Source organism: Aerophototrophica crusticola (assembly GCF_012913305.1).
Classification (GTDB): domain Bacteria; phylum Pseudomonadota; class Alphaproteobacteria; order Azospirillales; family Azospirillaceae; genus Niveispirillum; species Niveispirillum crusticola.
On record NZ_CP051775.1, the window covers coordinates 1,855,186 to 1,877,135 of the forward strand.

Genomic DNA, 21,950 nt, shown 5'->3' on the forward strand with positions numbered 1-21,950 from the left:
ACCCATCCGAACGGAGGGGTGGGGTCATGCTGTTGCCGTTGCCGGGTGGGGTGGACACCCTGCTGGTCCTGTTAGTGGCGCTGGTGGTGGAGGCCGTGGTCGGCGACCTGCGGCCCGTGGCCAAGGTGCTGCCGGGTCCCCTGCCCCTGCTGGCCCGGCTGGCCGGGATGCTGGACAAGCGCCTGAACCGCATCGACCGGACCGACGGGGCCCGGCGCCTGCGCGGCGCCCTGGTGCTGGTGGCCCTGGTGGCAGGGTCTGCGCTGTTCGGCTTGGCCGTCACCATCTTCGCCCATGGCGCCCGGCTGGGCGTGGCGCTGGAGATCGCGGTACTGGCCAGTTGCCTGACCGTGCGCCGGCCCTGGGTCGCGGTGACGGAAACCTTCGGCGCCCTGGTCAAGGAGGGAGCGGAGGCCGGGCGCTTGGCCGTGGCCCGTATCACCGACCGCCAAGCCTGGAGCCTGGATTTGCACGGCGTCGTGCGGGTGGCCGCGGAGTCCGCGGCGCTGCTGCTCTATCGCGGCGTGGTGGCGCCGGCCTTCTGGTACGCCCTGCTCGGCCTGCCCGGCGCCCTGGCCTGGACCGCGGTGTCGGTGGCGGAACTGGTGATCGGCCCGGACACGGGCCGTTACAAGGAGTTCGGCCGGGCGGCCCGGCTGGTGTCCCGACTGATGGGCTGGCTTCCGGCCCGTCTGTCGGCGCTGTTCATCGCCCTGGCCGCCCTGTTCGTGCCCCACGCCAAGGCCGGGCCCGCGCTGAGGGCCGCGGCCCGGGAGGCCGGCGGCCATCCCCTGGGCAACCCCGCTTGGCCCGTCGCCGCCCTGGCGGGTGCCCTGGAACTGGCCCTGGCAGGCCCGCGGCGGGAGGGGAGCTGGTGGTGCGGGAGCCCTGGTTGAACGCCGACGGCCGCGCACGGGCGGTGCCGAAGGACCTCCGCCCGGCGCTGGCGCTCTACTCCGTCACCATCGTCATCACCGCCGGCCTGACCCTGGCGGCCGGCCTGCTGGTGATGCGGCTGGGGTGGTGATTTATGACCGCGGGCTCAGCGCCGCGGCCAGGGCCTGGGCCTCGGGCCGGAAGAACTGGCGGCGGACCAGGATGGATTCGGGGCTGGTCTTCTGGCCGTAGAAGGTGTCGTTGAACTCCTGCCGCGGGGTGATGACGCTGCCCTCCACCGCCATTCCGCCGAACAGGCCGGACGATTTGGCATAGACATACACGTCCGCCGACAGGCCCACGCCATAGGCGGCGCCGACGCCGGTGCCAAGCTCGCCGATGGCGACATTGGCGTCGGCGCCCAGCTTGAACTTGCGGTCCATGATGGCGTCCAGGCCCTTCTGGGTCATGATCACCAGGATCATCTCCGAGCTTTGCCCACCGAACTGCAGGCCGAAGCTGGCCTCCGCCATGGTGTAGAAGGCGGGGCCGGACCAGGCGCCGTCGTCGCCGCGGGCCACCATCACGCCGGTTCCGCCGCCGCCGCCCAGGAAGAAGCCCGCCTGGATCACGTTGGGCAGGATCAGCACGGCACGGGCCCGGCCCACCAAGCCCTTCAGGTTCTGGTACTCCGGGTCGGTCAGCAGGGTCAGCGCCGTGACCCGGGCCCGCTCCACCAGCAGCTCCGGCTCGCTCAGCGCGTGCGCCGGGCGCGCGAACGCCACCACCGCAAGCACCAGACCCAACAGGGCAGCCCCGAACCGCCTCATCCCAAACCTCCCCGATCAAACGGACTATGCGTTGCGTAGCTCGCGCATTTGCCTACCACATCTGGACGGCAACGCCCAGACACGCGATCGTAGAAGCCGATCGCGGCATCACCGGGGCGGAATGTTGGCCGCGGTAAGCCGCCAGGTGCCCGGCCCCTCCCCGGCGATATGGTCCAGGCGGGTCAGGTGCAGGCAATCCACCGACAGGGCCAGCATACGCTCCGGCGGCAGGCCCAGCGCATGGCCCAGGGCGGCCCGGATCGGCCCGGCATGGCCGACCATGACGATGTCCCGCCCACAATGGCGGCCGGTCAGCGCCTCCACCGCCGCGGCGGTGCGGGTAACCAGCCCGGCGAAGCTCTCCCCCTCCGGCGGGGTGGCCGTCGCGGGGGCCTGCCAGAAGGCGGCGACGGCCTCGGGCTCCTCCGCCGACAGGTCGGCATGGGTGCGGCCCTGCCAGCGGCCGAAATCCTGTTCCGTCAGCTCCGGCACGACCTGAAGCGGCAACCCTTCCCCCTTTGCGTCCATCAGCGCGCGGGCGGTGTCGCGGCAGCGGCGCAACGGGGTGGTCAGCCACAAGGCCTCAAACGGCAGGCGCGCCGCCATGGCCGCCACGGCGCCCGTGTCCGTCAGGTCCGCGGGCAGGTCCAGGCGGCCGGCGATGGTGCCGGATGGCGCGTCGATGGGGGCATGGCGCACCCACCACCAGCGGGTGACAATCGCGCTCACCCGGCTTGTCCCATGGCGGCGACGATGCCCACCAGGAAGGCAAGCTCCGAAAGCTGCTGCGACGCGCCCAGCACATCCCCCGTCACCCCGCCCACCTGCCGGTGCGCGATCCAGCCCATCAGCGCCACCGCCCCGGCCGCGACGGCCATGACCAGCAGGCCCATGGACCCACCGCCCGGCAGGGCCAGCTTGCCCAGGCAGGTGGCGGCGAAGACGAAGCCCACCACAAGCGCCGCCAGGGCGCGGGCGCTGTCCGGCTTGCCCGTGGCGGCCGACAGGCCGGTGCCCCGCGCGTCCGGCAGGGCCAGTTTCAGCAGGGGCAGCAGCCCGCGGCTGAAGGCATGGGCCCCGATCAGGGCCAGGGCCACGGACCGGGGGTGCGCGATGGCAGACAGGGCCGCCAACCGGGTTGCCAGGGCCAGCACCAGCGCCGCGGCGCCATAGGTGCCGACGCGGCTGTCCTTCATGATCTCCAGCTTGCGCGCCTTGTCCCGCCCGCCGCCGAAGCCGTCGGCCACGTCGGCCAGACCGTCCTCGTGCAGCGCGCCGGTCAGCAGCATCAGGCCGGCCACGGTCAGCAGCGCCGCCAGGGCCGGCGGCAGTCCCAACCCGCCCAGCGCCCAATAGGCCAAGCCCCCCGCCGCCCCGATCAGGGCGCCGACGATGGGGAACCAAGCCAGGGCCCGCCGGTCAAGGTCGTCGGGCCAGGCGCCGCGCCAGGGGATGGGCAGGCGGGTGAGGAAGATCAGGGCTGCCGTGAACTCCGCGAGGGCGGAGGGGCGCTGCGGCCGGGTTGCGTCGCTCATCCCAACGGTATACGGGAGAGCCGGCCCAGCCGCCAGGGTCGTCGCTGCCGCAAGTGGTAGCCACGGCCCGGCGCCGCCCCATTCCATGACCGACGATGGTTGAGACCGACATGGCTGCCGACGACACCCCCACCCTGGACGAGATCCGCCGCGTGCTGCCGGAACTGCCGGGCCCGGACCTGGAGGCGGCCACCGCCGCCGTGCAGCGGGAGTCCAACCTGCTGAAGCCGCGGGGCAGCCTGGGCCGGCTGGAAACGCTGGTGGAGTGGCTGGCCGCCTGGCAGGGCCGCACCCCACCGGAGCTGACCCATCCCCGCATTGCCGTCTTCGCCGGGGCGCACGGGGTGGCGTCGCTGGGGGTTTCCGCCTATCCGCCCGCGGTGACGGGGCAAATGGTCCAGGCTTTCGTCAACGACCAGGCCGCCGTGAACCAGCTGGCCAAGGCGGCGGACGCCGACCTGCGGGTCTATGAGATGGACCTTGAGCACCCCACATCTGACTTCACCCTGGGCCCGGCCATGGGTGAGGCCGAGTGCGCCCGCGCCGTGGCCTATGGCATGATGGCGGTGGAGCCGGGGCTGCACCTGCTGTGCTTGGGCGAGATGGGCATCGGCAACACCACCAGCGCGTCCGCCCTCTGCCTCGCCCTGTTCGGCGGCAATGCCGAGGATTGGGTGGGCCCCGGCACCGGCGTTGATGCCGAGGGCATCCGTCGCAAGGCCGCCGTGGTCGCCGCCGGCCTCGCCGCCAACCCGACGGCGGCCACCGACCCATTCGAGGCGCTGCGTTGCGTCGGCGGGCAGGAACTGGCGGCCATCGTGGGCGCCGTGATCGCCGCGCGGCTCGCCCGCGTGCCCGTGGTGCTGGACGGCTTCGCCTGCACCGCCGCCGCGGCCGTGTTGTACAAGGCGGACCCGAAGGCCCTGGACCACTGCATCGTCGCCCACCGTAGCGCCGAGCCGGGCCATACCCGCCTGCTCCAGGCCATCGGCAAGCAGCCCCTGTTCGAGTTCGGCATGCGGCTGGGGGAGGCCTCGGGCGCCGCCCTGACCATCCCGGTGCTGAAGGCCGCCCTGGCCTGCCACACCGGCATGGCCACCTTTGCCGAGGCTGGCGTGTCCGGCCCGGACGGCAAGGCGGGCCCGGCGGGCAGCGTGCACTGACCCCAGCGACGCACCCTCCCCGCCCGTGATATCCTCTGGCCGCAGGAACGGGAGGGTGCTTCCCATGAACATGATCCGCAAGGACAAACCTCTGTACGAGGCTGACGGCTATGCCTGGTACATGGAACAGGCACGCCTGATACGCGAGGGCCGGCTTCACGAGGCCGACCTGTCGAACATCGCGGAGGAGTTGGAGGATATGGGGAGGTCGGAGGCCGCAAAGTTGAGGTCGATGCTGCGGCTGATCCTCCTGCACCTTTTGAAGTGGAAGTACCAGCCACAACGCAGGGCTCGGAGCTGGGCCGTCACGATCGGGCGAGAGCGGGTCAATGTCCCCAGCCATATGCGGGCGAATCCCAGCCTCAAATCCCGGATCGCTGAGGATTTTGCCTGGGCCTACGACGACGCACGCCAGGAAGCGGCAGTGGAGACTGGCCTCCCCATCGTCACCTTTCCCAAAGATTGCCCTTTCACCCTGGATCAAACCTTGCAGCAGGGTTGGATGCCCGAAGACGGGGACAGTTCCCGCTAAACCTTGAACCACAGGGCCCACAACACCAGCGCCAGTGCCCCGAACAGGAAGGCGGCGGCGTAGGTGGTCATGGGGATGGGGATCTTCTCCCCATCGGGCTTGGGGCGGAGGCTGGAGCCCGGGCGGGTGGGCTGGCGCGGCGGCGGGGCCGGGCGCTGGCCCGGGCGGCCGACCGGCTTGCGGGCCTGGGCGGGTGGCGTGGCGCGCTCGCTTCCGGCGATCACCGTGGGCTTGGGGCGGCCGCCCTTGCCCTTGTTGGGGTCGTGCAGCTCGATCAGCCGCCAGTCGAAGTCGGCCAGCGCCTCGTCGCTGCGGAAATCCACCTGGATCAGGCGGATGGGCTTGGCGCCATGCTCGCTGACCGCCACTTGGAACTGCTGTTTGCCGTCGTCCAGGTCATCCACCAGGGCCAGGGTCTCCCACTTGGAGCCCTTGGGCTTCTGCACGGCGTATTTGCGCGGGCCGCTCACGTCAGTCGCCGCCTCCCTGGCAGTCTCCCCGGGTCCGGTCAACCCTGGGCCTCATTCGCCCGCCTGCAGCAGGGCACCGCGCTGGCGCGCGTCGCGGAAGGCGGAGAGGAAGTATAGGACGGCCAGGGCCCCGTAGAGAAGGTTCAACAGGACGGCCCAGCCAAGGTGGTCCCAGCGCATCCCCTGCCCGAACAGGACGGACCGCATGCCCTCGAACACATGGGTGCTGGGCAGGGCCAGCGAGATGTACTGCACCACCAGGGGCAGTGAGGAGACGGGGTAATAGACGGCCGAGACGGGCGCCAGCACGAACACCGCCATCCAGGCCAGCCCCTCCGCCCCCAGGCCGTTGCGCAGGATCAGGCCCGAGGTGATGAGGCCGATGGTGATGCCCATCAGCATGAGGTTGGCGAAGAAGCCGATCAGCGGGAATCCCAGATCAAAGATGGAGAAGCCGAACAGGGGCATGGCGAGGAAGATGGGCAGGGACAGGCCGATCAGCACCCGCAGCCACGCCAGGACCACCAGGGACGCCACCCATTCCCAGGGCCGCAGCGGGCTGACGAACAGATTGCCCAGGTTGCGGCTCCAGAGTTCCTCCAGGAACGTGACGCTCATGCCGATCTGGGTGCGGACCAGCACCTCCCACAGCAGCACCGCCCCCACCAGCACGCCCACCGCCTGGGCCACATAGCTGCTGTTGGTGCGGAGGAACTGGGACAGGAACCCCCAGATCAGGAGCTGGACCGTGGGCCAGTAGCAAAGCTCCAGCATGCGCGGCCAGGAGGTGCGGATCAGGAACCAGTTGCGCAGGACCATGGCCCAGATGCGCCGGACCGCACCCGGGCTGCGGTCGCCGCGGTCATAGGAAAAGGCCGCCACGTCGGGCAACGGCGGGGCGCGGTATCCGGGGGCTGGGTCAGCGGTCATGGCCTGTCACTTAGACCAGCCATGCCCCTTCGGCAAGCGGGGGCGCCTGAGGGGCCGTTGATCGGTCACGACCAACGGCCGCGGGTATCAAGCGAAGTCCGGCATTTCCTGGGCCTCGCCGGGGGTCAGCCACCAGCTCGCCTCCAGCAGCTTGCCCTCATGCAGTTCCATGACCGGGCGCTTCATGCGGTCCACCAGGTACATGTCGTGGGTGGCGACGACCACCGTGCTGCCCAGCTTGTTCATCTCGATGAACAGCCGCATGATCCTGTACGACATCTCCCGGTCGATGTTGCCGGTGGGTTCATCCGCCACGATCAGCTTGGGGCTGGTGATGACGGCGCGGGCGATGGCGACCAACTGCTTCTGCCCGCCGGACAGGGTCGGCGGCAGGGCGTGCATCTTCTCCTCCAGCCCGACCCAGGCCACGAGGTCGCTGACCATCTCCTGCACCTTCTTCTCCGGCGTGCCGGCGATGCGGAGCGGCAGGGCCACGTTGTCGAAGACGGTCATGTGGTCCAGCAGGCGGAAATCCTGGAAGACCACGCCGATCTTGCGCCGCAGCTCCGCCAGTTGCGACCGGGGCGTCTTGGACAGGGCTTGGCCGAACAGGGTGACCATGCCGCGGGAGGGTCGTTCGGACAGGTAGAGCAGCTTCAGCAGGCTGGACTTGCCCGCACCCGTCGGGCCCACCAGGAAGTGGAAGGAGCCCGGCTGCAGGTGGAAGCTGACGTCGCGCAGCACTTCCGGCCCGTTGCCATAGCGCAGGCCGACATTCTCGAACCGGACCAAACCGTCCCCCTGCCCCGAGGCGGGCACCTGGAATGCCAAAGGGCCCCCGCCGGCTTGGCAGGGGCCCCCTAGATGTAATGGACATGCCGCCTGACCGCGAGGGTCATGGTTCAGACATGGGAACGGGCCCCGTCAGGCACACCCCGCGCCCACGGCCTCCACCGGCGCGGGGGCGGGCTCCGCCTTCTCCCGAACCGGGGTCAGGCCCACGGAGTCGAAGGCGGCCAGGGTCTCGTCCGCCCAGGCGCGCAGGTCGGTCAGGCCGCCATGGCCGGTCCAGACATCGATGCCGAACCGCTTCTCCAGATCCACCTCGGTCAGCTTCAGCGCGTCGCGGACGGAGATCAGCTCCTTCTCCAGCAAGGCCCAGATGTCGGACTCGCAGCGCTTCATGCGGATGACATGCACGCCCATGCTCTGGAACGCCTTCAGCTTCTTGAAGGCGGGGTCGTTCTCATACCGCTCGAACCCGCCGGCCACCTCGTTCAGGATGACGAACCGGCGGGCGATGGGCAGCCATTCCTGCTTGTCGAAGCTGTACTGGATCAGGGCGCGGGCATCGTCGATGGCCTGCCCCTCCGCCTTGGTGGCCACCACCAGGTCGATGGGGGCGGAGTTGCGGCGGCGCAGCAGGCTGCCGGCGTTGCGCGCCTCCGCCCAGGCGAACAGCTCCGACGCCACGTTGGCACCCACGTCGATGACGGTGCCGCCGTCCAGAAGGGTGCGACCGAACTCGTCCCAATACTTGATGGCCAGGTTGGGGTCGGTGGAGGTCTTGATCTTGGTCAGCTCCTCCCCGATGCCCAGCTCCTTCACGTTGGTGAACAGGCGGCCGAACTTGGAGCGCTGGTTCAGGCTGTCGCTGTCGGCGGCGGCCAGCTTGGTGGGCACGCCCTTCCGCTCATGCTGGAGCACAAGCATCTGCGCCACCAGGGTCTTGCCCTGGCCGCCGGTCTTGGCCATCGAGATGAAGGTCCGGGTCATGCCTCTCGCTCTCCTCAAGCGCCCTCGGGGCGGCCGCGGACCGGGTTAGCCCGTCCGGCCTAGTCGGGGCGAATCGTTACCCGTTTTCGCAAGGGGCTTCAATGGCGAGGGGACTTCCCAGAGCATTTGACACAACCCCCTTCACGAGCGCGGGAGCCTCATCAGGACAGGGAGGACGGGTGGGGCATCAGGCGCTAGAGTGCCGCCGCCAAGCCACCTGCCCCGGCCCATGCTGAGCATCATCATCCCCACCCTGAACGCCGCCACCACCCTGCCCGCCACCCTGGCGGCGCTGGAGGCATGGCGGCCGCGCCCGGTGGAGGTGCTGGTGGCCGATGGGGGCTCAACCGATGGCACCACGGCCCTGGCCGACTCCGCCGGCGCCCGGGTCCTGCCGGTTGCCCGTGGGCGGGGGGTGCAACTCTCGGCTGGCGCCGGGGCGGCCCGGGGGGACTGGCTGCTGTTCCTGCACGCGGACACGCGGCTGGAGCCGGGCTGGGCCGCGGCGGTGGCGGGGTATGTGGCCGACCCGGCGAAGCAGGGCCGCGCCGCCCATTTCCGCTTCGCCCTGGACGACCCGGGGCCGCAGGCGCGGCGGCTGGAGCGGATGGTGGCCTGGCGCTGCCGGGCGCTGGCCCTGCCCTATGGTGACCAGGGGCTGCTGGTCTCGCGGGCGCTGTATGACGCCGTCGGCGGGTTCCGGCCCTTGCCGCTGATGGAGGATGTGGATCTGGTGCGACGGCTCGGGCGGGATCGGCTGGTGGGGTTGCCAGTGGCGGCGGTGACCAGTGCCGAGAAATGGCGGCGGGATGGCTGGTGGGCCCGCTCCGCCCGCAACCTGGCCTGCCTGTCCCTGTGGTATGCGGGCGTGCCGCCCCGGATCATCCGGCGGGTGTACGGGTGAGGCGCGGCACCCTGATCGTCCTCGCCAAGGCCCCCGCCCTGGGTCGGGTCAAGCGCCGCCTCGCCCGCGGGTTGGGGGAGGCACAGGCCCTGCGGTTCTACCGCACCTGCCTGTCCGGCACCCTACGGCGGCTAGGCAACGACCCGCGCTGGCGGTCGGTGCTGGCGGTAGCACCGGACCGGGCGACGGTGGCACGCCACTGGCCAAGGGGCTGGACCGTGGTGCCCCAGGGCGGGGGCGACCTAGGCGTCCGCATGCTACGCCAACTCCAATCTGCCGGCGGCCCTGCGGTGCTGGTGGGAGGCGACATCCCCGGCATCACCCCAGCCCTGATCGCCCGCGCGTTGGATGCCTTGCGTTACGCAGACGCCGTCTTCGGCCCCAGCGATGACGGCGGCTATTGGCTGATCGGCCTGGCAAGGTCACCCCGGCGGCTGGATAGTCTGGCCGGGGTGCGCTGGTCCACCGAGCACGCCCTGGCGGACAGCATCAGGGCCCTTGGCCTGAAAACCGCCCTGGTGGACCGGCTGGCGGACGTGGATGAGGCGGAGGGGTACCGGCGGTGGGTGCGCAATAGGTCGGATTAGCGGGCATCGGCCCGCTAATCCGACGGCTTGGTGCGGCGGGACGTCGGATTACGCTTCGCTAATCCGACCTACGGACCTACCGGACATGCTCCTGCAAGCGCGGCATCAGCTCCACCAGGTTGCAGGGGCGGTGGCGGTTGTCGAGTTGCCATTTCAGGATCAGGTCCCAGCCGTCGCGGCAGGCGCTGGGGCTGCCCGGCAGGGCGAACAGGTAGGTGCCGCCGGCCACGCCGCCGGTGGCGCGGGATTGCAGGCTGCTGGTGCCGATCTTCTCGTAGGAGAGCATGCGGAACAGCTCCCCGAACCCGTCGATCTTCTTCTCGAACAGGCTCTCGAACGCCTCCGGCGTCACGTCGCGGCCGGTCAGGCCGGTGCCGCCAGTGGAGATGACCACGTCCACGCCCTTGTCCGCGATCCAGGCGCGGAGCTGGTCGACGATGGAGCGCACGTCGTCCTTCACGATGGCACGGGCGGCCAGCACGTGCCCGTCCGCCTGCAGGCGCTCCACCAGGGTGTCGCCGGACTTGTCGGTGGCAAGCTCACGGGTGTCGGACACGGTCAGGACGGCGATGTTGACCGGCAGAAAGGGGCGGCTTTCGTCGATGCGGGCCATGGGGTGCCTCACGCGATTCGGTTGGTCAGGGTGCCGATGCCGGCGATCTCCGCCACCATCACGTCTTCCCGGCGCACGGGGCCGACGCCGGCGGGGGTGCCGGTGAAGATCAGGTCGCCGGCATGCAGGTGGAACAGGCGGGACAGGTGGGCGATCACCTCCGCCACCGACCAGGTCATGTCGGACAGGTCGCCGGTCTGGCGCCGCTCCCCGTTCACGGACAGGGTGATCAGGCCGGATGTGGGGTGCCCCACCTCCGCCACCGGCCGCAGGGGGGACACGGGGGCGGAATGGTCGAAGCCCTTGCCCACCTCCCAAGGCTTGCCCGCAGCCTTGGCCTGGCCTTGCAGGTCGCGACGGGTCAGGTCGTTGCCCACGGCATAGCCCCAGACCAGGTCCAGGGCCTTGGCCGGGTCGATGTCGCGCCCGCCGGCGCCCAGGGCGGCGACCAGTTCCACCTCATGGTGCAGATTGTCGGTACCGGGCGGGTACGGCACCTCCGCCCCATCGGGCAGGATGGCGTCGGCCGGCTTCATGAAGAAGAAGGGTGGTTCCCGCACCGGGTCGGCGCCCATCTCCCGCGCGTGCTCCGCATAGTTCCGGCCAACGCAGTAGATGCGGCGGACGGGGAAGCGGGCGGCGCTGCCGGCCACGGCGAGGCTGGGTTGTTCCGGTGCCGGGATGACGAAGTCCATTGGCGGCTATCCTCTGCGACGGGACCCGCAGCAAAGCGCAGAACCGCCGGCCGGGCAAGGGGACGGCCTGTCACGATCCCCTTACCCCTGGCAGGGACGCGCCACCCATTTGGGGAATGGCCGCCTGTTCCATGGTCGGAACGAAATCGTGCGGCATTGTAAGCATCACAGGACAGGCCCGAAGCGGCCGATCACGGAGGGGGTCACAATGGGAGGCGGAAGCGGCGCGGCCGGTCTGGCCGGCGCCACGACGGAGGGTGACGAGTCCCTGGCCAGCCAACTGGCGCAAGCCAAGCGGGAGTTGGCCCGGCGGGACCTGTTGTTGCGGGTGGCGGCCCACCGGGCCCGCAGCGCGTCCGGCTCCATCATCGCCCTGCTCAGCCTCCAGATCCGGGAAATGCGCGACCCCGCCGTGAAGGCGGCACTGGAGATGACCCGCAGCCGCATGCAGGCCATGGGCCGCGTGCACCAGATCCTGGAAGAGGAGATCGATGGCAAGTCGGTCGACCTGGGCCGGGTGATCCGCGGCGTCGTCCAGGCCCTGGCGGAGGCGCTGGACGCCCAGGACCGGCGCATCAACGTCTCCGTCAGCCACGACGCCCCGCCCATCCTGGCAGAGGCCGCCGTGCCGCTGGCGCTGGTGGCGAACGAGTTGGTGGGCAACGCCCTGCGCTATGCCTTCAAGGGCCGTGATCGGGGCCGGATCTGGGTACAGCTCAAGGTGGATGGCGGGCGGCTGACCATGTCGGTGCGTGACGACGGCATCGGCATCTCCGAGAAAACCCTGGCCGCCGGCAGCAGCGGCCTGTTCCTGGTTCGGGCACTGGCCAGCGATCTGGGTGCCCGGCTGGATTTCGTGCGGTCGGAGGGCACGCTGGTAACCCTCTCCATGCCCTCCGCCTTGGCGGTGTGAGGTGGTACAGCCACTTCCCACGTTCTTGATCGGTTCAACCCGCCATGGCAGCATCGGCCCATGGTGGACGAACTCCCGGACAGGGCCGTCAAGGGTCGCGGCGCCACCTCGAACCGCACCGGAAGGTTCGAGGCGCTGAGCCGTGTGCGCATTAATGATGGCTGGTCCCCGCCCTGCCCGCGGCCGCGGAGGACGACCTGCTGCCGCGGCTCGCCACCCGGCTGCTGGACGACGCCACCCGCGGCATCATCGCCACCAATGACAGCCCGGACATCCCTTTCGACCAGTCGGTGAACCCTTACCGGGGGTGTGAGCATGGCTGCGTCTATTGCTTCGCCCGGCCGACCCACGCCTATCTGGGCTATTCGCCGGGCCTGGATTTCGAGACGGTGCTGTTCCGCAAGAAGGACGCGGCCGCCTTGCTGGCGAAGGAGCTGCGGCGCAAGGGCTATGTCTGCAAACCCCTGGCCCTGGGGGCCAACACCGACCCCTACCAGCCGGTGGAACGGGAGGAGCGGATCACCCGTGCCGTGCTGGAGGTCTGCCGCGACTTCCGCCAGCCCGTGGGCATCATCACCAAATCCGCCCTGGTGACCCGCGACCTGGACATCCTGGCCCCCATGGCGGCGGAGGGGCTGGCCCATGTCTCCCTCTCCGTCACCACCTTGGACCGGCACCTGGCCCGGACGCTGGAACCGCGGGCCAGCACCCCCTCAAGGCGGCTGGCCGCCATCCGGGAGCTGTCTGCCGCCGGCGTCCCCGTGGCCGTCCTGTCCAGCCCCATGATCCCCGCCCTGAACGACCATGAGATGGAAGCCATCCTGGAGGAAGCGACGGCGGCGGGCGCAAGCATGGCAAGCTACATCCTGCTGCGCCTGCCCCTGGAGATCGCGGCCCTGTTCGAGGACTGGCTGCGGGAGCATGCCCCCAACCGGGCCGACCGGGTCCTGTCCCTGATCCGCCAGAGCCGCGGCGGCGCCCTGTACCGCGCCGACTGGGGCACCCGGATGAAGGGCGAAGGCCCCTACGCGGAGATGTTGCGCACCCGCTTCAAGCTGGCCTGCAAGCGCCTGGGCCTGGACAGCCGCCGGTGGGAAATGAGCACAGGCCTGTTCAAGCCACCCCCGGCCCCGGGGAACCAGTTGGGGTTGTTCTGAGGACGATGGCCAGGCGGAGCGTCAACGGCGTTGACGGCCACTGTCCACGAGAAGGACGACGCCGCGGAAAATTGGCCTCCTCACTTCGCAATCCCAAACCTTTAGGTGGCCAGCGGGAGTGGCGCGGGAATTGCTGACATAGGAGACAAAGACCCACAGCCAATGGATCGAGCTATGGACGACACCGTCCCCACCCAGGTTGGCACCGGCCGCAAGATCGCCGCCATCTTCGTTGCCAGCCTTGTGGCTCCGGCCGCAACCGGCGTCTTCACAGGGATCGCCATGCTCACGACCTTCAATCTTCGGGTTCCCGCCGACGCGACCCTGGCCGGCCGCCTCGTAACCTTCATCACGGAATCGCTGCCAAGCGCGTTGCTGCTGATTGTCGTGACGGGGTTCTTCGGGATGATCCTGGGCGCCGTGACCGCAGGTCTGATCATGACGGCAGTGGCCGGCCTCCTCACGCACATCCATCCGGGCCGGCAGGACGGGAGTGCCATCGGCTTGGCGGCCAGTCTAATCTACCTCGCCCTGGGCGTCATGGCGGTGAGGCTTACCGAGATGGGCACCGTCGACGTCACGCTTGTGCCGGCCGCAGATTTCATTGCGAAAATCATCCTGGCTGGCTTCACGCCCTGCTTTCTCCTGGCACAGAAAGGTGGACTGGCGGCCGGAGCCGTGACTGTGGCCGGAACATTGCTGGCCGGAATGGCTGCAGGCAAGATCTACGCCGCGATCCGCTGGTGAACCCCCTACCTGGGAGGTAACGGCAGAGGCCCCTCCCTCAATCCACCCGCAGCGCCGCCACCGGGTCCGGCAGGCTGTCGGCCCAGCCGCCATACATGGGGTTCGGCACCATCACCCAGCGGGTGGAGAACTGGCCGGCGTCGGCCAGGGTGCGGCGGGCGGTGCGGTCAGCGGTGCGGGGGACGTCCACGAAGTCGCCCAACTGGTCGCCCACCAGCATGACGATGCGGTACTTGGCGGCCACAGCCGCCCGCCGCTTGGACTTGTCGGCGGTCCAGCCCTGTTCCTTGTAGAGCAGCAAATCCTCCGGCGGCACCTCGCCGAAGCCGGTGGCGCGCAGGTTGGCGATGGTGTCCGCCTTCTGCGGGCAGTCCTCTTCCGGGCGGTCGGGCCGGGGGGCGCAGGCGCGGTTGGTGACGAAGACGGGCCGAACCCCCGCCTTTCGAAGGGCCGCGACGAAGCCCGGGGCGCCGGGGATGGCGGCGGCCTTCTTCTCCGACACCCATTGGTCCCAGGTGGGGGCGGTGAACCTCTCCCCCGCCAGGATGGCGCGGGCCTGGTAGGGGCTGTTGTCCAGCACCGTCTCATCCACGTCGAAGACCACGGCCGGCGGCTTGCCCTTGCCGCCGTCGGGCTGTTCCAGCGGCGCGGCGCTGCCGGTCTTGCGCAACGCGTCGGGCAGCCGCAGGGCGGCCAGGGCGAAGGCCTGCTCCGCCGCGCGCCGTGCCTCTTCCGCCTGCTGTACGTAGAGGGTCGCCAGCAGCCGGGGATCGTTCGCCCCCTTCACGACCGGCGCCGCGGCGACCGGGGCCGGGGCGGGAACCGGCGGCGCGTCCGGTACGGGGGCCGCCCGCGGGGGTGTCAGGGCGGAGCAGGCCGGGAGCAGCAACGCTAGGGCGAGCAGGGAAAGGCGGAGGCGCATGGTCTTCGTGTGACGGTTTCATGACAGCGCCCCACCATGCACGGGTCAGGGCACGCCGTCCACCAGGGCTTGCAGGCCGGACGCGACAAAGGGCCTAGCCCCAATTTCCGAGTGAGGCTGCCGCGCCCGCTGGGGCATTGTGGCGTCGGAAAGGTGTCTCCGGCCTTCCCGACGCGATCCCGCCGCCCCCGCCAAGACTGACGAAGGTAGACGCCATGACCCCCGCAGGACAGGGACCTGGGTCCGACCTCGCTGGCCGCCGCATCATCGTGGTGGAGGACGAGGCCTTGATCGCCATGATGCTGGAAGACATGCTGACCGACTTCGGCTGCGAGGTCGTCGGCGTGGCCGGCAGCCTGCCGGAGGCGTTGCGCTTGGTGGACAAGGCCATCGACTGCGCCGTGCTGGACGTGAACCTGGGCGGCAGCCCCATCGACCCCGTCATGGAGCGGCTGACCGACCGGGGCGTGCCCTTCGTCTTCCTGTCAGGCTATGACGCCGCCGACCTGCCGCCGCACCTGTCGAAGGCGCCGCTGGTCCGCAAGCCCCTGAAGGCGGAGACACTGCGCCGCGCCATCGTGGACCAGTTGGCAGCTTGAGCCCCTTTCGTAGGTCGGATTAGCGAAGCGTAATCCGACATCGCTTGGCCCAGGCCGTCGGATTACGCGGCTTGCCAGCCGCTAATCCGACCTACGGCCCCCGTCAGATCGCCCGGCTATGGCGCCCGCCCTGCGGGTCCAGATAGGCATCGAACAGGGCGGCCACGCTGCGGACCAGGGGCCGCGCCTCGTCCCGCACCTTGATTCGGGTGCCGTGGAATTCCACCAGCCCGTCATCGCGCAGCCTTTCCAGCTCGGCGGCCGCGGGCAGGACCATGTGGGCCTCATGCCCGTGGCGGCCCGCCACCTCGGCCACGTCCACCTCGAAGCTGCACATGACCGTCTCGATCAGGTCGGCACGCAACTTGTCCTCTCGGCCCATGACGAAGCCACGGCCGACGGCGAGGCCCCCCTCCTCCACCGCCTTCAGGTAGCCCGGCACGGGGACGATGTTGGCGACGAAGCCCTGGGGCAGCTTGCCGATGGCGCTGGCACCCAGGCCAATCAGGGCGTCCGCGTCGTCCGTCGTGTAGCCCTGGAAGTTCCGCCGCAGGGAACCGCCGGCCGCGGCGATGGCGATGGGGTCGTCCGGTCGGGCGAAATGGTCCATGCCGATGCGGACATAGCCGGCATCCATCAGCGCGTCCTCGATGGCGATCACCTGGGCGATGCGCTGGTCGGCGTCGGGCAGCTCCGCTTCCTTGATGCGGTCCTGGTGGGACTTGAAGCCGGGCATGTGGGCATAGCCGAAGACCGACAGCCGGTTCGGGTTCATGGCCACGGCCTGCCGCACCGTCTCCACACAGCTGTCGATGGTCTGCCGCGGCAGGCCGTAGATCAGGTCCAGGCTGATGGCCTTGATCCCCGCCGCGCGCAGGGCGGTGACGGCCTCGGCGGTCTGTTCCGGGCTCTGGAACCGGTTGATGGCGGCCTGGACGTTGAGATCGAAGCTCTGCACGCCCAGGGACGCCCGGTTGATCCCGCCCCGCGCCAGGGCGGCGGGCATGGCCTCACCCAGGGTGCGCGGGTCGATCTCGATCGCCAACTCCGCGTCCCGGTCGAAGTGGAAGCTGTGCCGCAGCGTGTCCATCAGGCTGACGAAGGCGTCCGGCGGGATCAATGTGGGCGTGCCGCCGCCGAAATGCAGGTGGGTGACCTTCGGCCCCTTGGGCAGCAGGGCCCCCACGGTCTGCGCTTCCTTGGTCAGCGCACCAAGGTAGCGGTGAATCGGGTCGTCGTGGGGCACCACCATGGTGTGGCAGCCGCAGTACCAGCACATGGACCGGCAGAAGGGCACGTGCAGGTACAGGGACACGGTCGCGTCATGCGCTTGGCCCCGCAACCAATCCCTATATGTCTCCGCATCCACCGCCGGGCTGAAGTGGGGCGACGGCGGATAGCTGGTGTAGCGGGGGACGCGCTGGCTGCGATACTTGGCGACAAGCTCGGGACGCATGCGGGGGCTCCTATCGTGCGCCCACAGAATGCGTCACTCGCCGAAAGGTCCGCTTTGATGTAGCGCAAACCCGATGCCGATCAGGCGGCCTGGGCCTGGGCGCGGTCCCAGAGCCATGTGCAGGGGATCTCCATGTCGTCTGACCAATGGAGGTCATAGCCCCACTCCCCGACCGACACGGTCCCGAACAGGGCGGGATCGTCCTTGATCGGCGCGTAAACGGGGTTGTCGGCAACAACGTCGGAGAGGTCCACGATATTGACCACCCCGTTGGCCCAGGTCAGCCTGATGATGAAGTTTGGCAGCGGTTCCGCCGCTTTGATCCTTATGGCCATGGGAGCGCCCTAAGTTTGCAACAAGTGTATGAGGCCAGCTGGTACCCTGTCCAGCCCGCCATTCCCCTTGCCCTCCCCCGCCCTTTCCGCCAAACCTCCGGCCCATGCCTGACCTGTCCCATGAAATCCGCCTCGGCCACGCCCCCGCCGCCCTGGTCTGCGGGGTGGATGAGGCGGGGCGGGGTCCCTTGGCCGGGCCGGTGGTGGCCGCGGCGGTAATCCTGCCGCCCGGCAAGGGCATCCCCGCCTGGTGCGCCGGCATCGACGACAGCAAGGCCCTGAAGGCAGCGAGGCGGGAGGCGCTGTTCGAGGCGATCCGGGCCAACGCCCCCGCCCATGGCATCGGGATCGCGTCGGTGGAAGAGATCGACGAGGTCAACATCCTGCGCGCCACCTTCCTGGCCATGGGGCGCGCCGTGGCCGCGTTGGGCCTGACACCCGCCATCGCCCTGGTGGACGGCAACCAGCGACCGCCCCTGCCCTGCCGGGTGGAGACGCTGGTGGACGGGGACGCGCTGAGCCTGTCCATCGCCGCCGCCAGCATCCTGGCTAAGGTGACCCGGGACAAGATCATGGGGGACCTTGCGCGGGAGTACCCCGGATATGGGTGGGAGCGGAACGCGGGGTATGGCACGGCCGCCCACAAGGAGGCGATAAGGCGCCTGGGCGTCACCCCCCACCACCGTCGCAGTTTTGCACCTGTCTCCGAACAACTTTCCCTAACGCTCTGACTCCACTGACTCTTCCCTGAACTTTCGTGTTGACGGCGACTCGGCCGGGACTCATTGTCAGGTCGATTCGGCCCCGATTCGGCCCAACAACACGACGGTCCAGAACCCCATGTCCCAGCCGCTCCAGACCAACCGCATCCTTGTCGGCGACTGCGTCCAACTGATGCGGGACATGCCCGCCGGCTCGGTCGACATGGTGTTCGCCGACCCGCCCTATAATTTGCAGCTCAACGGCGACCTGATGCGGCCCAACCACACCCGGGTGGACGGGGTGGATGAGGAATGGGACCGGTTCCAGGATTTCGGAAGCTATGACCGCTTCACCCGCGACTGGATGGACGGCGTCCGGCACACGCTGAAGGACGACGGCACCTTCTGGGTCATCGGCAGCTACCACAACATCTTCCGCGTGGGCGCCATCCTCCAGGATTTGGGCTTCTGGATCCTGAACGACATCATCTGGCGCAAATCCAACCCCATGCCCAACTTCAAGGGCCGCCGCTTCGCCAACGCGCATGAGACGCTGATCTGGGCCGCCAAGTCCAAGGACGCCAAGTACTACTTCGCCTATGAGGCGATGAAGAACCTGAACGAGGATCTGCAGATGCGCAGCGACTGGACGCTGCCCCTCTGCACCGGCGGGGAGCGGTTGCGGGACGAGACGGGGCAGAAGGCCCACCCCACCCAGAAGCCGGAATCCCTGCTGTACCGCGTGATCATGTCGTCCACCCGCCAGGGCGACGTGGTGCTGGACCCCTTCTTCGGCACCGGCACCACCGGGGCCGTGGCCAAGCGGCTGAAGCGCCGCTGGATCGGGCTGGAGCGGGAACACCAGTACGCCCGCCTCGCCAATGAGCGCATCGCCCAGGTGCAGGAGGTGGCGGAGCCGGAGTTGCTGGAGGTGCCGTCCAAGCGCGCCCAGCCGCGCGTGCCCTTCGGCAACCTGGTGGAGCGCGGCTACCTCCAGCCCGGCACCCTGCTGTTCGACCAGCGCCGCCGCAACATCGCCAAGGTGCGCGCCGACGGCACCCTGGTGGCCGAGAACCATCTGGGTGAGCACAAGGGCAGCATCCACAAGGTGGGTGCCGCCCTCCAGGGCCTGCCCGCCTGCAACGGCTGGACCTATTGGCATTTCCAGCAGGGCGCCAGCCTGGCCCCCATCGACGTGCTTCGCCAGAAGGTGATCAGCGAGATGCATTGAGGGCCATGCGCCCGCATCTGCCTGGACCGAACAGGTTCTAACAAGTTCGATTCAAAACCGTTCCAAAAGTGAACGGGGTGATCCGGACGTGGTGTGGCTACCCCCACAGGGAAGGGCGGTAGCCACGGTGCGTGGTGGTACGCCCATCCCCACCCGGCGTTGAATGGTCCCGACCGGTACCTTGTCGCACCCCCAGCGGGGGAGGCCGGCGGGGTAGCCAGAAGTCGCGGGGCAAACGCGGGGGGATTGGGCGATGGACGGTTTGCGGGATTTCACCGCCGACCTGTCGGGGATGAGCCCGGCATCGGGGTATCAAGGGCAGCCGGCGGCACGGCCGGACACGGAGGCGCGTCCCATCCTGGCCGGACGGTTCCGGCGCATCCGGGGCCTGTCGGGGCAGTTGGCGGCACGGCTGTCGGCAGAGGACCAGATGGTCCAGTCCGGGCCGGAGACGAGCCCCACCAAATGGCACCTGGGACACACCACCTGGTTCCTGGAGCGCCACGTGCTGGAGCGTTTCATCCCCGGCTACACGGCTTTCGACGACCGTTTCAGCTATATCTTCAACGCCATGGTGGAACCGGCGGAGACCTGCCACCCCGCCGCCCAGCGCGGCCTGCTCTCCCGCCCCACGGCGGAGGAGGTGGCGCGCTACCGCGACCATGTGAACGCCGCCGTGCTGCGGCTGGTGGCCGACACCCCGTCCCTGGGCTGGCCCGCGGTGGCCCGGCGGCTGGAACTGGCCCTTCAGCATGAGCAGCAGCACCAGGAACTGATCCTGGCGGACATCAAGCACGCCTTCTGGCTGAACCCGCTGCACCCCGCCTACCAGTCGCCCCAACCCACCGGCCTTGCCGCCGCCGCGGGGCAGAGCTGGCAGGAATATCCGGGCGGCATCTGCGAGGTGGGCATGGAGCCCGGCGCCCATGCCTTCGAGCTGGAGACACCGCGCCACCGGGTCCACCTGGAGCCGTTCCGCTTCGCCGGGCGGCTGGTGACCAATGCCGAGTACCAGGAGTTCATGGAGGATGGCGGCTACGGCAATGCCAGCCTCTGGCACCCGGACGGCTGGTCGCTGGCCCAGCGGGAGGGCTGGAAGGCGCCGCTCTACTGGTTCAAGCGTGGCGGCATCTGGCACACCTTCACCCTGTCCGGGCCCAAGCTGATGGACGGTGAGGAACCCGCCTGCCATGTGAGCTGGTATGAGGCCGACGCCTTTGCCCGCTGGGCCGGCAAGCGCCTGCCCACGGAGGCCGAGTGGGAACATGCGGTGCAGGGTCAGCGCCGCACCGGCAACCTGCTGGACTACGGCAAGCTGCACCCGGTGCCCGGCTCCTGTTCCGGCAACCCGGGGCCGTGGCAGGCCTATGGAGACGCCTGGGAATGGACGGCCAGCGCCCTGGCCCCCTATCCCCGTTACCGGCCGGGCGACCTGGCGATCGGGGAATATGCCCATGTTCCCGCCGCCGGCCGCATGGTGCTGAAGGGTGGCAGCGCCCTGACGCCGGGTGAGCTGGTACGCGCCAGCTTCCGCCACCATCTGGCACCGCACGCCCGGTGGCAGATGACCGGCATCCGCCTGGCGGACGACGTCTGAGCCTGTGCCAATGGCGGGGGGTGCGGATGGCCGCGCCCCCTTGCAACCCAGGCGCAAACGGGGCACTTCTCCCGCGTTAAGCAGGAGGCCCCATCCCTTGTCCGAGACCGACCTTGTCCTGGCGGCCAACCGCCGTTTCTACCAGGCCTTCAACAACGGCGACGCCGACCGGCTTGTGGCCCTGTTGGCAGACCGTGATGACGTGGCCTGCGTGCACCCGGGCTGGCCGGCCTTGCTGAACCGGGCCGAGGTGGTGGCCAGTTGGCGGTCCATCCTGCGCAGCCGCATGACCCCGCAGGTGTCCTGCACGGGCGAGCATGTGATCCTGAACGGGGAAACGGCAGTGGTCCTCTGCCAGGAGACCATCAACGGCGTGGCCCTGGCCGCAACCAACATCTATGTGCGCGTCGGCGGAGACTGGCGGCTGCTGCACCACCAGGCAACCCCCGTCAACCCCGGCATGGACAACCGACCGGCGGAGCGGCCGCCTGTCCTGCACTGAGCGGGCCGCCCATGCGCCATGCCGGCCGCACCGTCGCCCTGGGTACCCGGCACGGCAAGGAACGCGCCTTCGCCCCGCCCCTGCTGCGCCGCCTGGGGCTGTCGGTCACCCTGGCCGACATCGACACCGACCAGCTCGGCACCTTCAGCGGGGAGGTAGAGCGGCAGGGCACCCCCGCGACACGGTCATCACCAAGGCCCGGCTGGCGGCTGAGGCGTCGGGCCTGCCCTTGGGTCTGGCGAGCGAGGGCAGCTTCGGCCCGCACCCGTCCCTGCCCTGGCTGGCCATGGGGCATGAGCTGGCCTGCTTCCTGGACCTGGAGACGGGACTGACCCTGGTGGAGTCCCGGGCCAGCCTGCGCACCAACTTCGGCCACGCCACGGGCCGCACTACCGATGACATTGCCGATTTCCTGGCCCGTGCCCGTTTCCCCAGCCATGCCGTCATCGCCCGCCCCAACGCCGGCCCCTCCCAGCCCCTGGTGAAGGGCATCCGGGAGCTGGGCACCCTGGCCGCCGCCATGGCCGCGGCGGCGGAGACCTCCCCCGACAGGCTCGCCCGGGTGGAGACGGACATGCGCGCCCATCTGAATCCGACCCGCATGGGGGAAATCCGCAAGGTCGCCGTCCGTCTGGCCCGACGCCTTGCCACCCCCTGCCCTGCCTGCGCCGCCCCCGGCTTCGGGCCGGAGCGGGTTGTCCCCGGCCTGCCTTGCGGCTGGTGCGGGGAGCCGACGCCGGCCCCCTTGGGCCTGTCTTGGCGCTGCCCCGCTTGCGACCACGCGGAGACCCGCCCCCGACCCCACCAACCCGCCCTGGCCGATCCCGGCCAATGCCCGGGCTGCAATCCCTGACCCATAGTCCGAATCCAATGGATTTG

The 21,950-nt window shown here is 69.7% G+C and carries 28 protein-coding genes; 16 read left to right on the plus strand and 12 right to left on the minus strand.

From position 1 onward, the window contains the following. Window positions 1-26: 26 nt before the first annotated feature. The gene (locus HHL28_RS09040; RefSeq protein WP_169655016.1) at window positions 27-896 is read left to right on the plus strand and encodes a cobalamin biosynthesis protein CobD/CbiB; all 870 of its coding nucleotides are present in this window, start codon (window positions 27-29) and stop codon (window positions 894-896) included. Beyond that, window positions 875-1,027 carry a hypothetical protein gene (locus HHL28_RS09045; RefSeq protein ID WP_169655018.1) on the plus strand — a complete coding sequence of 51 codons (153 nt, stop codon included), beginning with the start codon at window positions 875-877 and terminating at the stop codon, window positions 1,025-1,027. The genes HHL28_RS09040 and HHL28_RS09045 overlap by 22 nt, the downstream gene beginning before the upstream one ends. Before the next feature lies 1 nt (window position 1,028). On the opposite strand, the gene HHL28_RS09050 is transcribed toward HHL28_RS09045, so the two are convergent. From HHL28_RS09050 to cobS, 3 genes are all read right to left on the minus strand, one after another. Further along, window positions 1,029-1,706, minus strand: coding sequence for a lipid-binding SYLF domain-containing protein (locus HHL28_RS09050; protein WP_075768732.1), 678 nt, complete (start codon window positions 1,704-1,706; stop codon window positions 1,029-1,031). Window positions 1,707-1,814: 108 nt separating this feature from the next. Continuing rightward, entirely contained in the window at window positions 1,815-2,435 is a 621-nt protein-coding gene (locus HHL28_RS09055) for a histidine phosphatase family protein (RefSeq protein WP_075768731.1), read from the minus strand. Then, a complete protein-coding gene (gene cobS, locus HHL28_RS09060) occupies window positions 2,432-3,241 on the minus strand; it encodes an adenosylcobinamide-GDP ribazoletransferase (RefSeq protein ID WP_075768730.1) in 810 nt (269 codons plus the stop codon). The genes HHL28_RS09055 and cobS overlap by 4 nt, the downstream gene beginning before the upstream one ends. A gap of 110 nt (window positions 3,242-3,351) precedes the next feature. Here cobS and cobT point away from each other — a divergent pair, with 110 nt between their 5' ends. Both cobT and HHL28_RS09070 read left to right on the plus strand, forming a co-directional pair. After that, window positions 3,352-4,404 (plus strand): nicotinate-nucleotide--dimethylbenzimidazole phosphoribosyltransferase, encoded by a 1,053-nt coding sequence (cobT, locus tag HHL28_RS09065; RefSeq protein WP_075769152.1) that lies wholly within the window; start codon window positions 3,352-3,354, stop codon window positions 4,402-4,404. Between the two features lie 64 nt (window positions 4,405-4,468). Further along, the gene (locus tag HHL28_RS09070; RefSeq protein ID WP_404325449.1) at window positions 4,469-4,936 is read left to right on the plus strand and encodes a DUF29 domain-containing protein; all 468 of its coding nucleotides are present in this window, start codon (window positions 4,469-4,471) and stop codon (window positions 4,934-4,936) included. Here the strand turns inward: HHL28_RS09070 and HHL28_RS09075 are convergent. The 4 genes from HHL28_RS09075 to HHL28_RS09090 all read right to left on the minus strand — a co-directional run bounded on the left by HHL28_RS09075 (window position 4,933) and on the right by HHL28_RS09090 (window position 8,112). After that, complete coding sequence (locus HHL28_RS09075) at window positions 4,933-5,406, minus strand: hypothetical protein (protein ID WP_075768729.1); 474 nt, start codon at window positions 5,404-5,406, stop codon at window positions 4,933-4,935. The two genes, HHL28_RS09070 and HHL28_RS09075, sit on opposite strands and share 4 nt — an antisense overlap. A 51-nt stretch (window positions 5,407-5,457) precedes the next feature. Then, on the minus strand, window positions 5,458-6,336 hold the full coding sequence (locus tag HHL28_RS09080; protein ID WP_083698729.1) for an ABC transporter permease: 879 nt from the start codon (window positions 6,334-6,336) through the stop codon (window positions 5,458-5,460). An 87-nt stretch (window positions 6,337-6,423) separates the two neighbouring features. Next, window positions 6,424-7,128, minus strand: coding sequence for a cell division ATP-binding protein FtsE (gene ftsE, locus HHL28_RS09085; RefSeq protein WP_075768728.1), 705 nt, complete (start codon window positions 7,126-7,128; stop codon window positions 6,424-6,426). 132 nt (window positions 7,129-7,260) lie between these two features. Further along, the gene (locus HHL28_RS09090) at window positions 7,261-8,112 is read right to left on the minus strand and encodes a hypothetical protein (RefSeq protein ID WP_075768727.1); all 852 of its coding nucleotides are present in this window, start codon (window positions 8,110-8,112) and stop codon (window positions 7,261-7,263) included. Between the two features lie 229 nt (window positions 8,113-8,341). Between HHL28_RS09090 and HHL28_RS09095 the strand changes: the two genes are divergently transcribed. Together HHL28_RS09095 and HHL28_RS09100 are read left to right on the plus strand one after the other, a co-directional pair. Beyond that, a complete protein-coding gene (locus HHL28_RS09095) occupies window positions 8,342-9,016 on the plus strand; it encodes a TIGR04283 family arsenosugar biosynthesis glycosyltransferase (RefSeq protein ID WP_075769149.1) in 675 nt (224 codons plus the stop codon). Continuing rightward, window positions 9,013-9,603, plus strand: coding sequence for a TIGR04282 family arsenosugar biosynthesis glycosyltransferase (locus HHL28_RS09100; RefSeq protein WP_075768726.1), 591 nt, complete (start codon window positions 9,013-9,015; stop codon window positions 9,601-9,603). The genes HHL28_RS09095 and HHL28_RS09100 overlap by 4 nt, the downstream gene beginning before the upstream one ends. 76 nt (window positions 9,604-9,679) lie before the next feature. On the opposite strand, the gene moaB is transcribed toward HHL28_RS09100, so the two are convergent. After that, window positions 9,680-10,216: a molybdenum cofactor biosynthesis protein B gene (gene moaB / locus HHL28_RS09105; protein ID WP_075768725.1), complete on the minus strand. Its 537-nt coding sequence runs from the start codon at window positions 10,214-10,216 to the stop codon at window positions 9,680-9,682. Window positions 10,217-10,224: 8 nt separating this feature from the next. Next, window positions 10,225-10,911: a fumarylacetoacetate hydrolase family protein gene (locus HHL28_RS09110; protein ID WP_075768724.1), complete on the minus strand. Its 687-nt coding sequence runs from the start codon at window positions 10,909-10,911 to the stop codon at window positions 10,225-10,227. 208 nt (window positions 10,912-11,119) lie between these two features. Here HHL28_RS09110 and HHL28_RS09115 point away from each other — a divergent pair, with 208 nt between their 5' ends. The 3 genes from HHL28_RS09115 to HHL28_RS09125 all read left to right on the plus strand — a co-directional run bounded on the left by HHL28_RS09115 (window position 11,120) and on the right by HHL28_RS09125 (window position 13,728). Continuing rightward, a complete protein-coding gene (locus tag HHL28_RS09115) occupies window positions 11,120-11,824 on the plus strand; it encodes a sensor histidine kinase (RefSeq protein ID WP_075768723.1) in 705 nt (234 codons plus the stop codon). A gap of 248 nt (window positions 11,825-12,072) precedes the next feature. Then, window positions 12,073-12,981: a PA0069 family radical SAM protein gene (locus HHL28_RS09120; RefSeq protein ID WP_449687612.1), complete on the plus strand. Its 909-nt coding sequence runs from the start codon at window positions 12,073-12,075 to the stop codon at window positions 12,979-12,981. Window positions 12,982-13,155: 174 nt separating this feature from the next. Next, complete coding sequence (locus HHL28_RS09125) at window positions 13,156-13,728, plus strand: hypothetical protein (RefSeq protein ID WP_075768722.1); 573 nt, start codon at window positions 13,156-13,158, stop codon at window positions 13,726-13,728. Between the two features lie 37 nt (window positions 13,729-13,765). Here HHL28_RS09125 and HHL28_RS09130 read toward each other — a convergent pair whose 3' ends face one another. Continuing rightward, a complete protein-coding gene (locus HHL28_RS09130; RefSeq protein ID WP_075768721.1) occupies window positions 13,766-14,650 on the minus strand; it encodes a 5'-nucleotidase, lipoprotein e(P4) family in 885 nt (294 codons plus the stop codon). Between the two features lie 215 nt (window positions 14,651-14,865). Here HHL28_RS09130 and HHL28_RS09135 point away from each other — a divergent pair, with 215 nt between their 5' ends. Next, complete coding sequence (locus HHL28_RS09135) at window positions 14,866-15,249, plus strand: response regulator (protein ID WP_075768720.1); 384 nt, start codon at window positions 14,866-14,868, stop codon at window positions 15,247-15,249. Window positions 15,250-15,352: 103 nt separating this feature from the next. Here HHL28_RS09135 and hemN read toward each other — a convergent pair whose 3' ends face one another. Together hemN and HHL28_RS09145 are read right to left on the minus strand one after the other, a co-directional pair. Then, a complete protein-coding gene (hemN, locus tag HHL28_RS09140; protein WP_075768719.1) occupies window positions 15,353-16,705 on the minus strand; it encodes an oxygen-independent coproporphyrinogen III oxidase in 1,353 nt (450 codons plus the stop codon). A gap of 80 nt (window positions 16,706-16,785) precedes the next feature. Next, window positions 16,786-17,040 carry a DUF2442 domain-containing protein gene (locus tag HHL28_RS09145; protein WP_075768718.1) on the minus strand — a complete coding sequence of 85 codons (255 nt, stop codon included), beginning with the start codon at window positions 17,038-17,040 and terminating at the stop codon, window positions 16,786-16,788. Between the two features lie 104 nt (window positions 17,041-17,144). On the opposite strand from HHL28_RS09145, the gene HHL28_RS09150 reads away from it, so the two are divergent. From HHL28_RS09150 to HHL28_RS09170, 6 genes are all read left to right on the plus strand, one after another. Continuing rightward, entirely contained in the window at window positions 17,145-17,771 is a 627-nt protein-coding gene (locus tag HHL28_RS09150; RefSeq protein ID WP_075768717.1) for a ribonuclease HII, read from the plus strand. 109 nt (window positions 17,772-17,880) lie between these two features. Beyond that, window positions 17,881-18,972 carry a site-specific DNA-methyltransferase gene (locus HHL28_RS09155; RefSeq protein WP_075768716.1) on the plus strand — a complete coding sequence of 364 codons (1,092 nt, stop codon included), beginning with the start codon at window positions 17,881-17,883 and terminating at the stop codon, window positions 18,970-18,972. Window positions 18,973-19,225: 253 nt separating this feature from the next. Next, on the plus strand, window positions 19,226-20,569 hold the full coding sequence (gene egtB, locus HHL28_RS09160; RefSeq protein ID WP_083698727.1) for an ergothioneine biosynthesis protein EgtB: 1,344 nt from the start codon (window positions 19,226-19,228) through the stop codon (window positions 20,567-20,569). Window positions 20,570-20,666: 97 nt separating this feature from the next. Beyond that, the gene (locus tag HHL28_RS09165) at window positions 20,667-21,071 is read left to right on the plus strand and encodes a nuclear transport factor 2 family protein (protein WP_075768715.1); all 405 of its coding nucleotides are present in this window, start codon (window positions 20,667-20,669) and stop codon (window positions 21,069-21,071) included. 11 nt (window positions 21,072-21,082) lie between these two features. Next, on the plus strand, window positions 21,083-21,403 hold the full coding sequence (locus HHL28_RS18510; protein WP_404325454.1) for a hypothetical protein: 321 nt from the start codon (window positions 21,083-21,085) through the stop codon (window positions 21,401-21,403). Next, window positions 21,301-21,924, plus strand: a complete 624-nt coding sequence (locus tag HHL28_RS09170) for a DUF6671 family protein (protein ID WP_404325455.1) — start codon at window positions 21,301-21,303, stop codon at window positions 21,922-21,924. Before HHL28_RS18510 ends, HHL28_RS09170 begins: the two co-directional genes overlap by 103 nt. Window positions 21,925-21,950 lie beyond the last annotated feature (26 nt).

What these genes read in the sequence shown, in the direction of transcription:
- HHL28_RS09155 (WP_075768716.1), top strand. Translation starts at nt 17,881, where the DNA reads ATGTCCCAGCCGCTCCAGACCAACCGCATCCTTGTCGGCGACTGCGTC.
- HHL28_RS09135 (WP_075768720.1), top strand. Translation starts at nt 14,866, where the DNA reads ATGACCCCCGCAGGACAGGGACCTGGGTCCGACCTCGCTGGCCGCCGC.
- HHL28_RS09050 (WP_075768732.1), bottom strand. Translation starts at nt 1,706, where the DNA reads ATGAGGCGGTTCGGGGCTGCCCTGTTGGGTCTGGTGCTTGCGGTGGTG.
- moaB (WP_075768725.1), bottom strand. Translation starts at nt 10,216, where the DNA reads ATGGCCCGCATCGACGAAAGCCGCCCCTTTCTGCCGGTCAACATCGCC.
- HHL28_RS09125 (WP_075768722.1), top strand. Translation starts at nt 13,156, where the DNA reads ATGGACGACACCGTCCCCACCCAGGTTGGCACCGGCCGCAAGATCGCC.
- HHL28_RS09145 (WP_075768718.1), bottom strand. Translation starts at nt 17,040, where the DNA reads ATGGCCATAAGGATCAAAGCGGCGGAACCGCTGCCAAACTTCATCATC.
- cobT (WP_075769152.1), top strand. Translation starts at nt 3,352, where the DNA reads ATGGCTGCCGACGACACCCCCACCCTGGACGAGATCCGCCGCGTGCTG.
- HHL28_RS09070 (WP_404325449.1), top strand. Translation starts at nt 4,469, where the DNA reads ATGAACATGATCCGCAAGGACAAACCTCTGTACGAGGCTGACGGCTAT.
- HHL28_RS09150 (WP_075768717.1), top strand. Translation starts at nt 17,145, where the DNA reads ATGCCTGACCTGTCCCATGAAATCCGCCTCGGCCACGCCCCCGCCGCC.
- HHL28_RS09090 (WP_075768727.1), bottom strand. Translation starts at nt 8,112, where the DNA reads ATGACCCGGACCTTCATCTCGATGGCCAAGACCGGCGGCCAGGGCAAG.
- HHL28_RS09040 (WP_169655016.1), top strand. Translation starts at nt 27, where the DNA reads ATGCTGTTGCCGTTGCCGGGTGGGGTGGACACCCTGCTGGTCCTGTTA.
- hemN (WP_075768719.1), bottom strand. Translation starts at nt 16,705, where the DNA reads ATGCGTCCCGAGCTTGTCGCCAAGTATCGCAGCCAGCGCGTCCCCCGC.
- cobS (WP_075768730.1), bottom strand. Translation starts at nt 3,241, where the DNA reads ATGAGCGACGCAACCCGGCCGCAGCGCCCCTCCGCCCTCGCGGAGTTC.
- HHL28_RS09095 (WP_075769149.1), top strand. Translation starts at nt 8,342, where the DNA reads ATGCTGAGCATCATCATCCCCACCCTGAACGCCGCCACCACCCTGCCC.
- HHL28_RS09110 (WP_075768724.1), bottom strand. Translation starts at nt 10,911, where the DNA reads ATGGACTTCGTCATCCCGGCACCGGAACAACCCAGCCTCGCCGTGGCC.
- HHL28_RS09130 (WP_075768721.1), bottom strand. Translation starts at nt 14,650, where the DNA reads ATGCGCCTCCGCCTTTCCCTGCTCGCCCTAGCGTTGCTGCTCCCGGCC.
- HHL28_RS09115 (WP_075768723.1), top strand. Translation starts at nt 11,120, where the DNA reads ATGGGAGGCGGAAGCGGCGCGGCCGGTCTGGCCGGCGCCACGACGGAG.
- HHL28_RS18510 (WP_404325454.1), top strand. Translation starts at nt 21,083, where the DNA reads ATGCGCCATGCCGGCCGCACCGTCGCCCTGGGTACCCGGCACGGCAAG.
- egtB (WP_083698727.1), top strand. Translation starts at nt 19,226, where the DNA reads ATGGACGGTTTGCGGGATTTCACCGCCGACCTGTCGGGGATGAGCCCG.
- HHL28_RS09080 (WP_083698729.1), bottom strand. Translation starts at nt 6,336, where the DNA reads ATGACCGCTGACCCAGCCCCCGGATACCGCGCCCCGCCGTTGCCCGAC.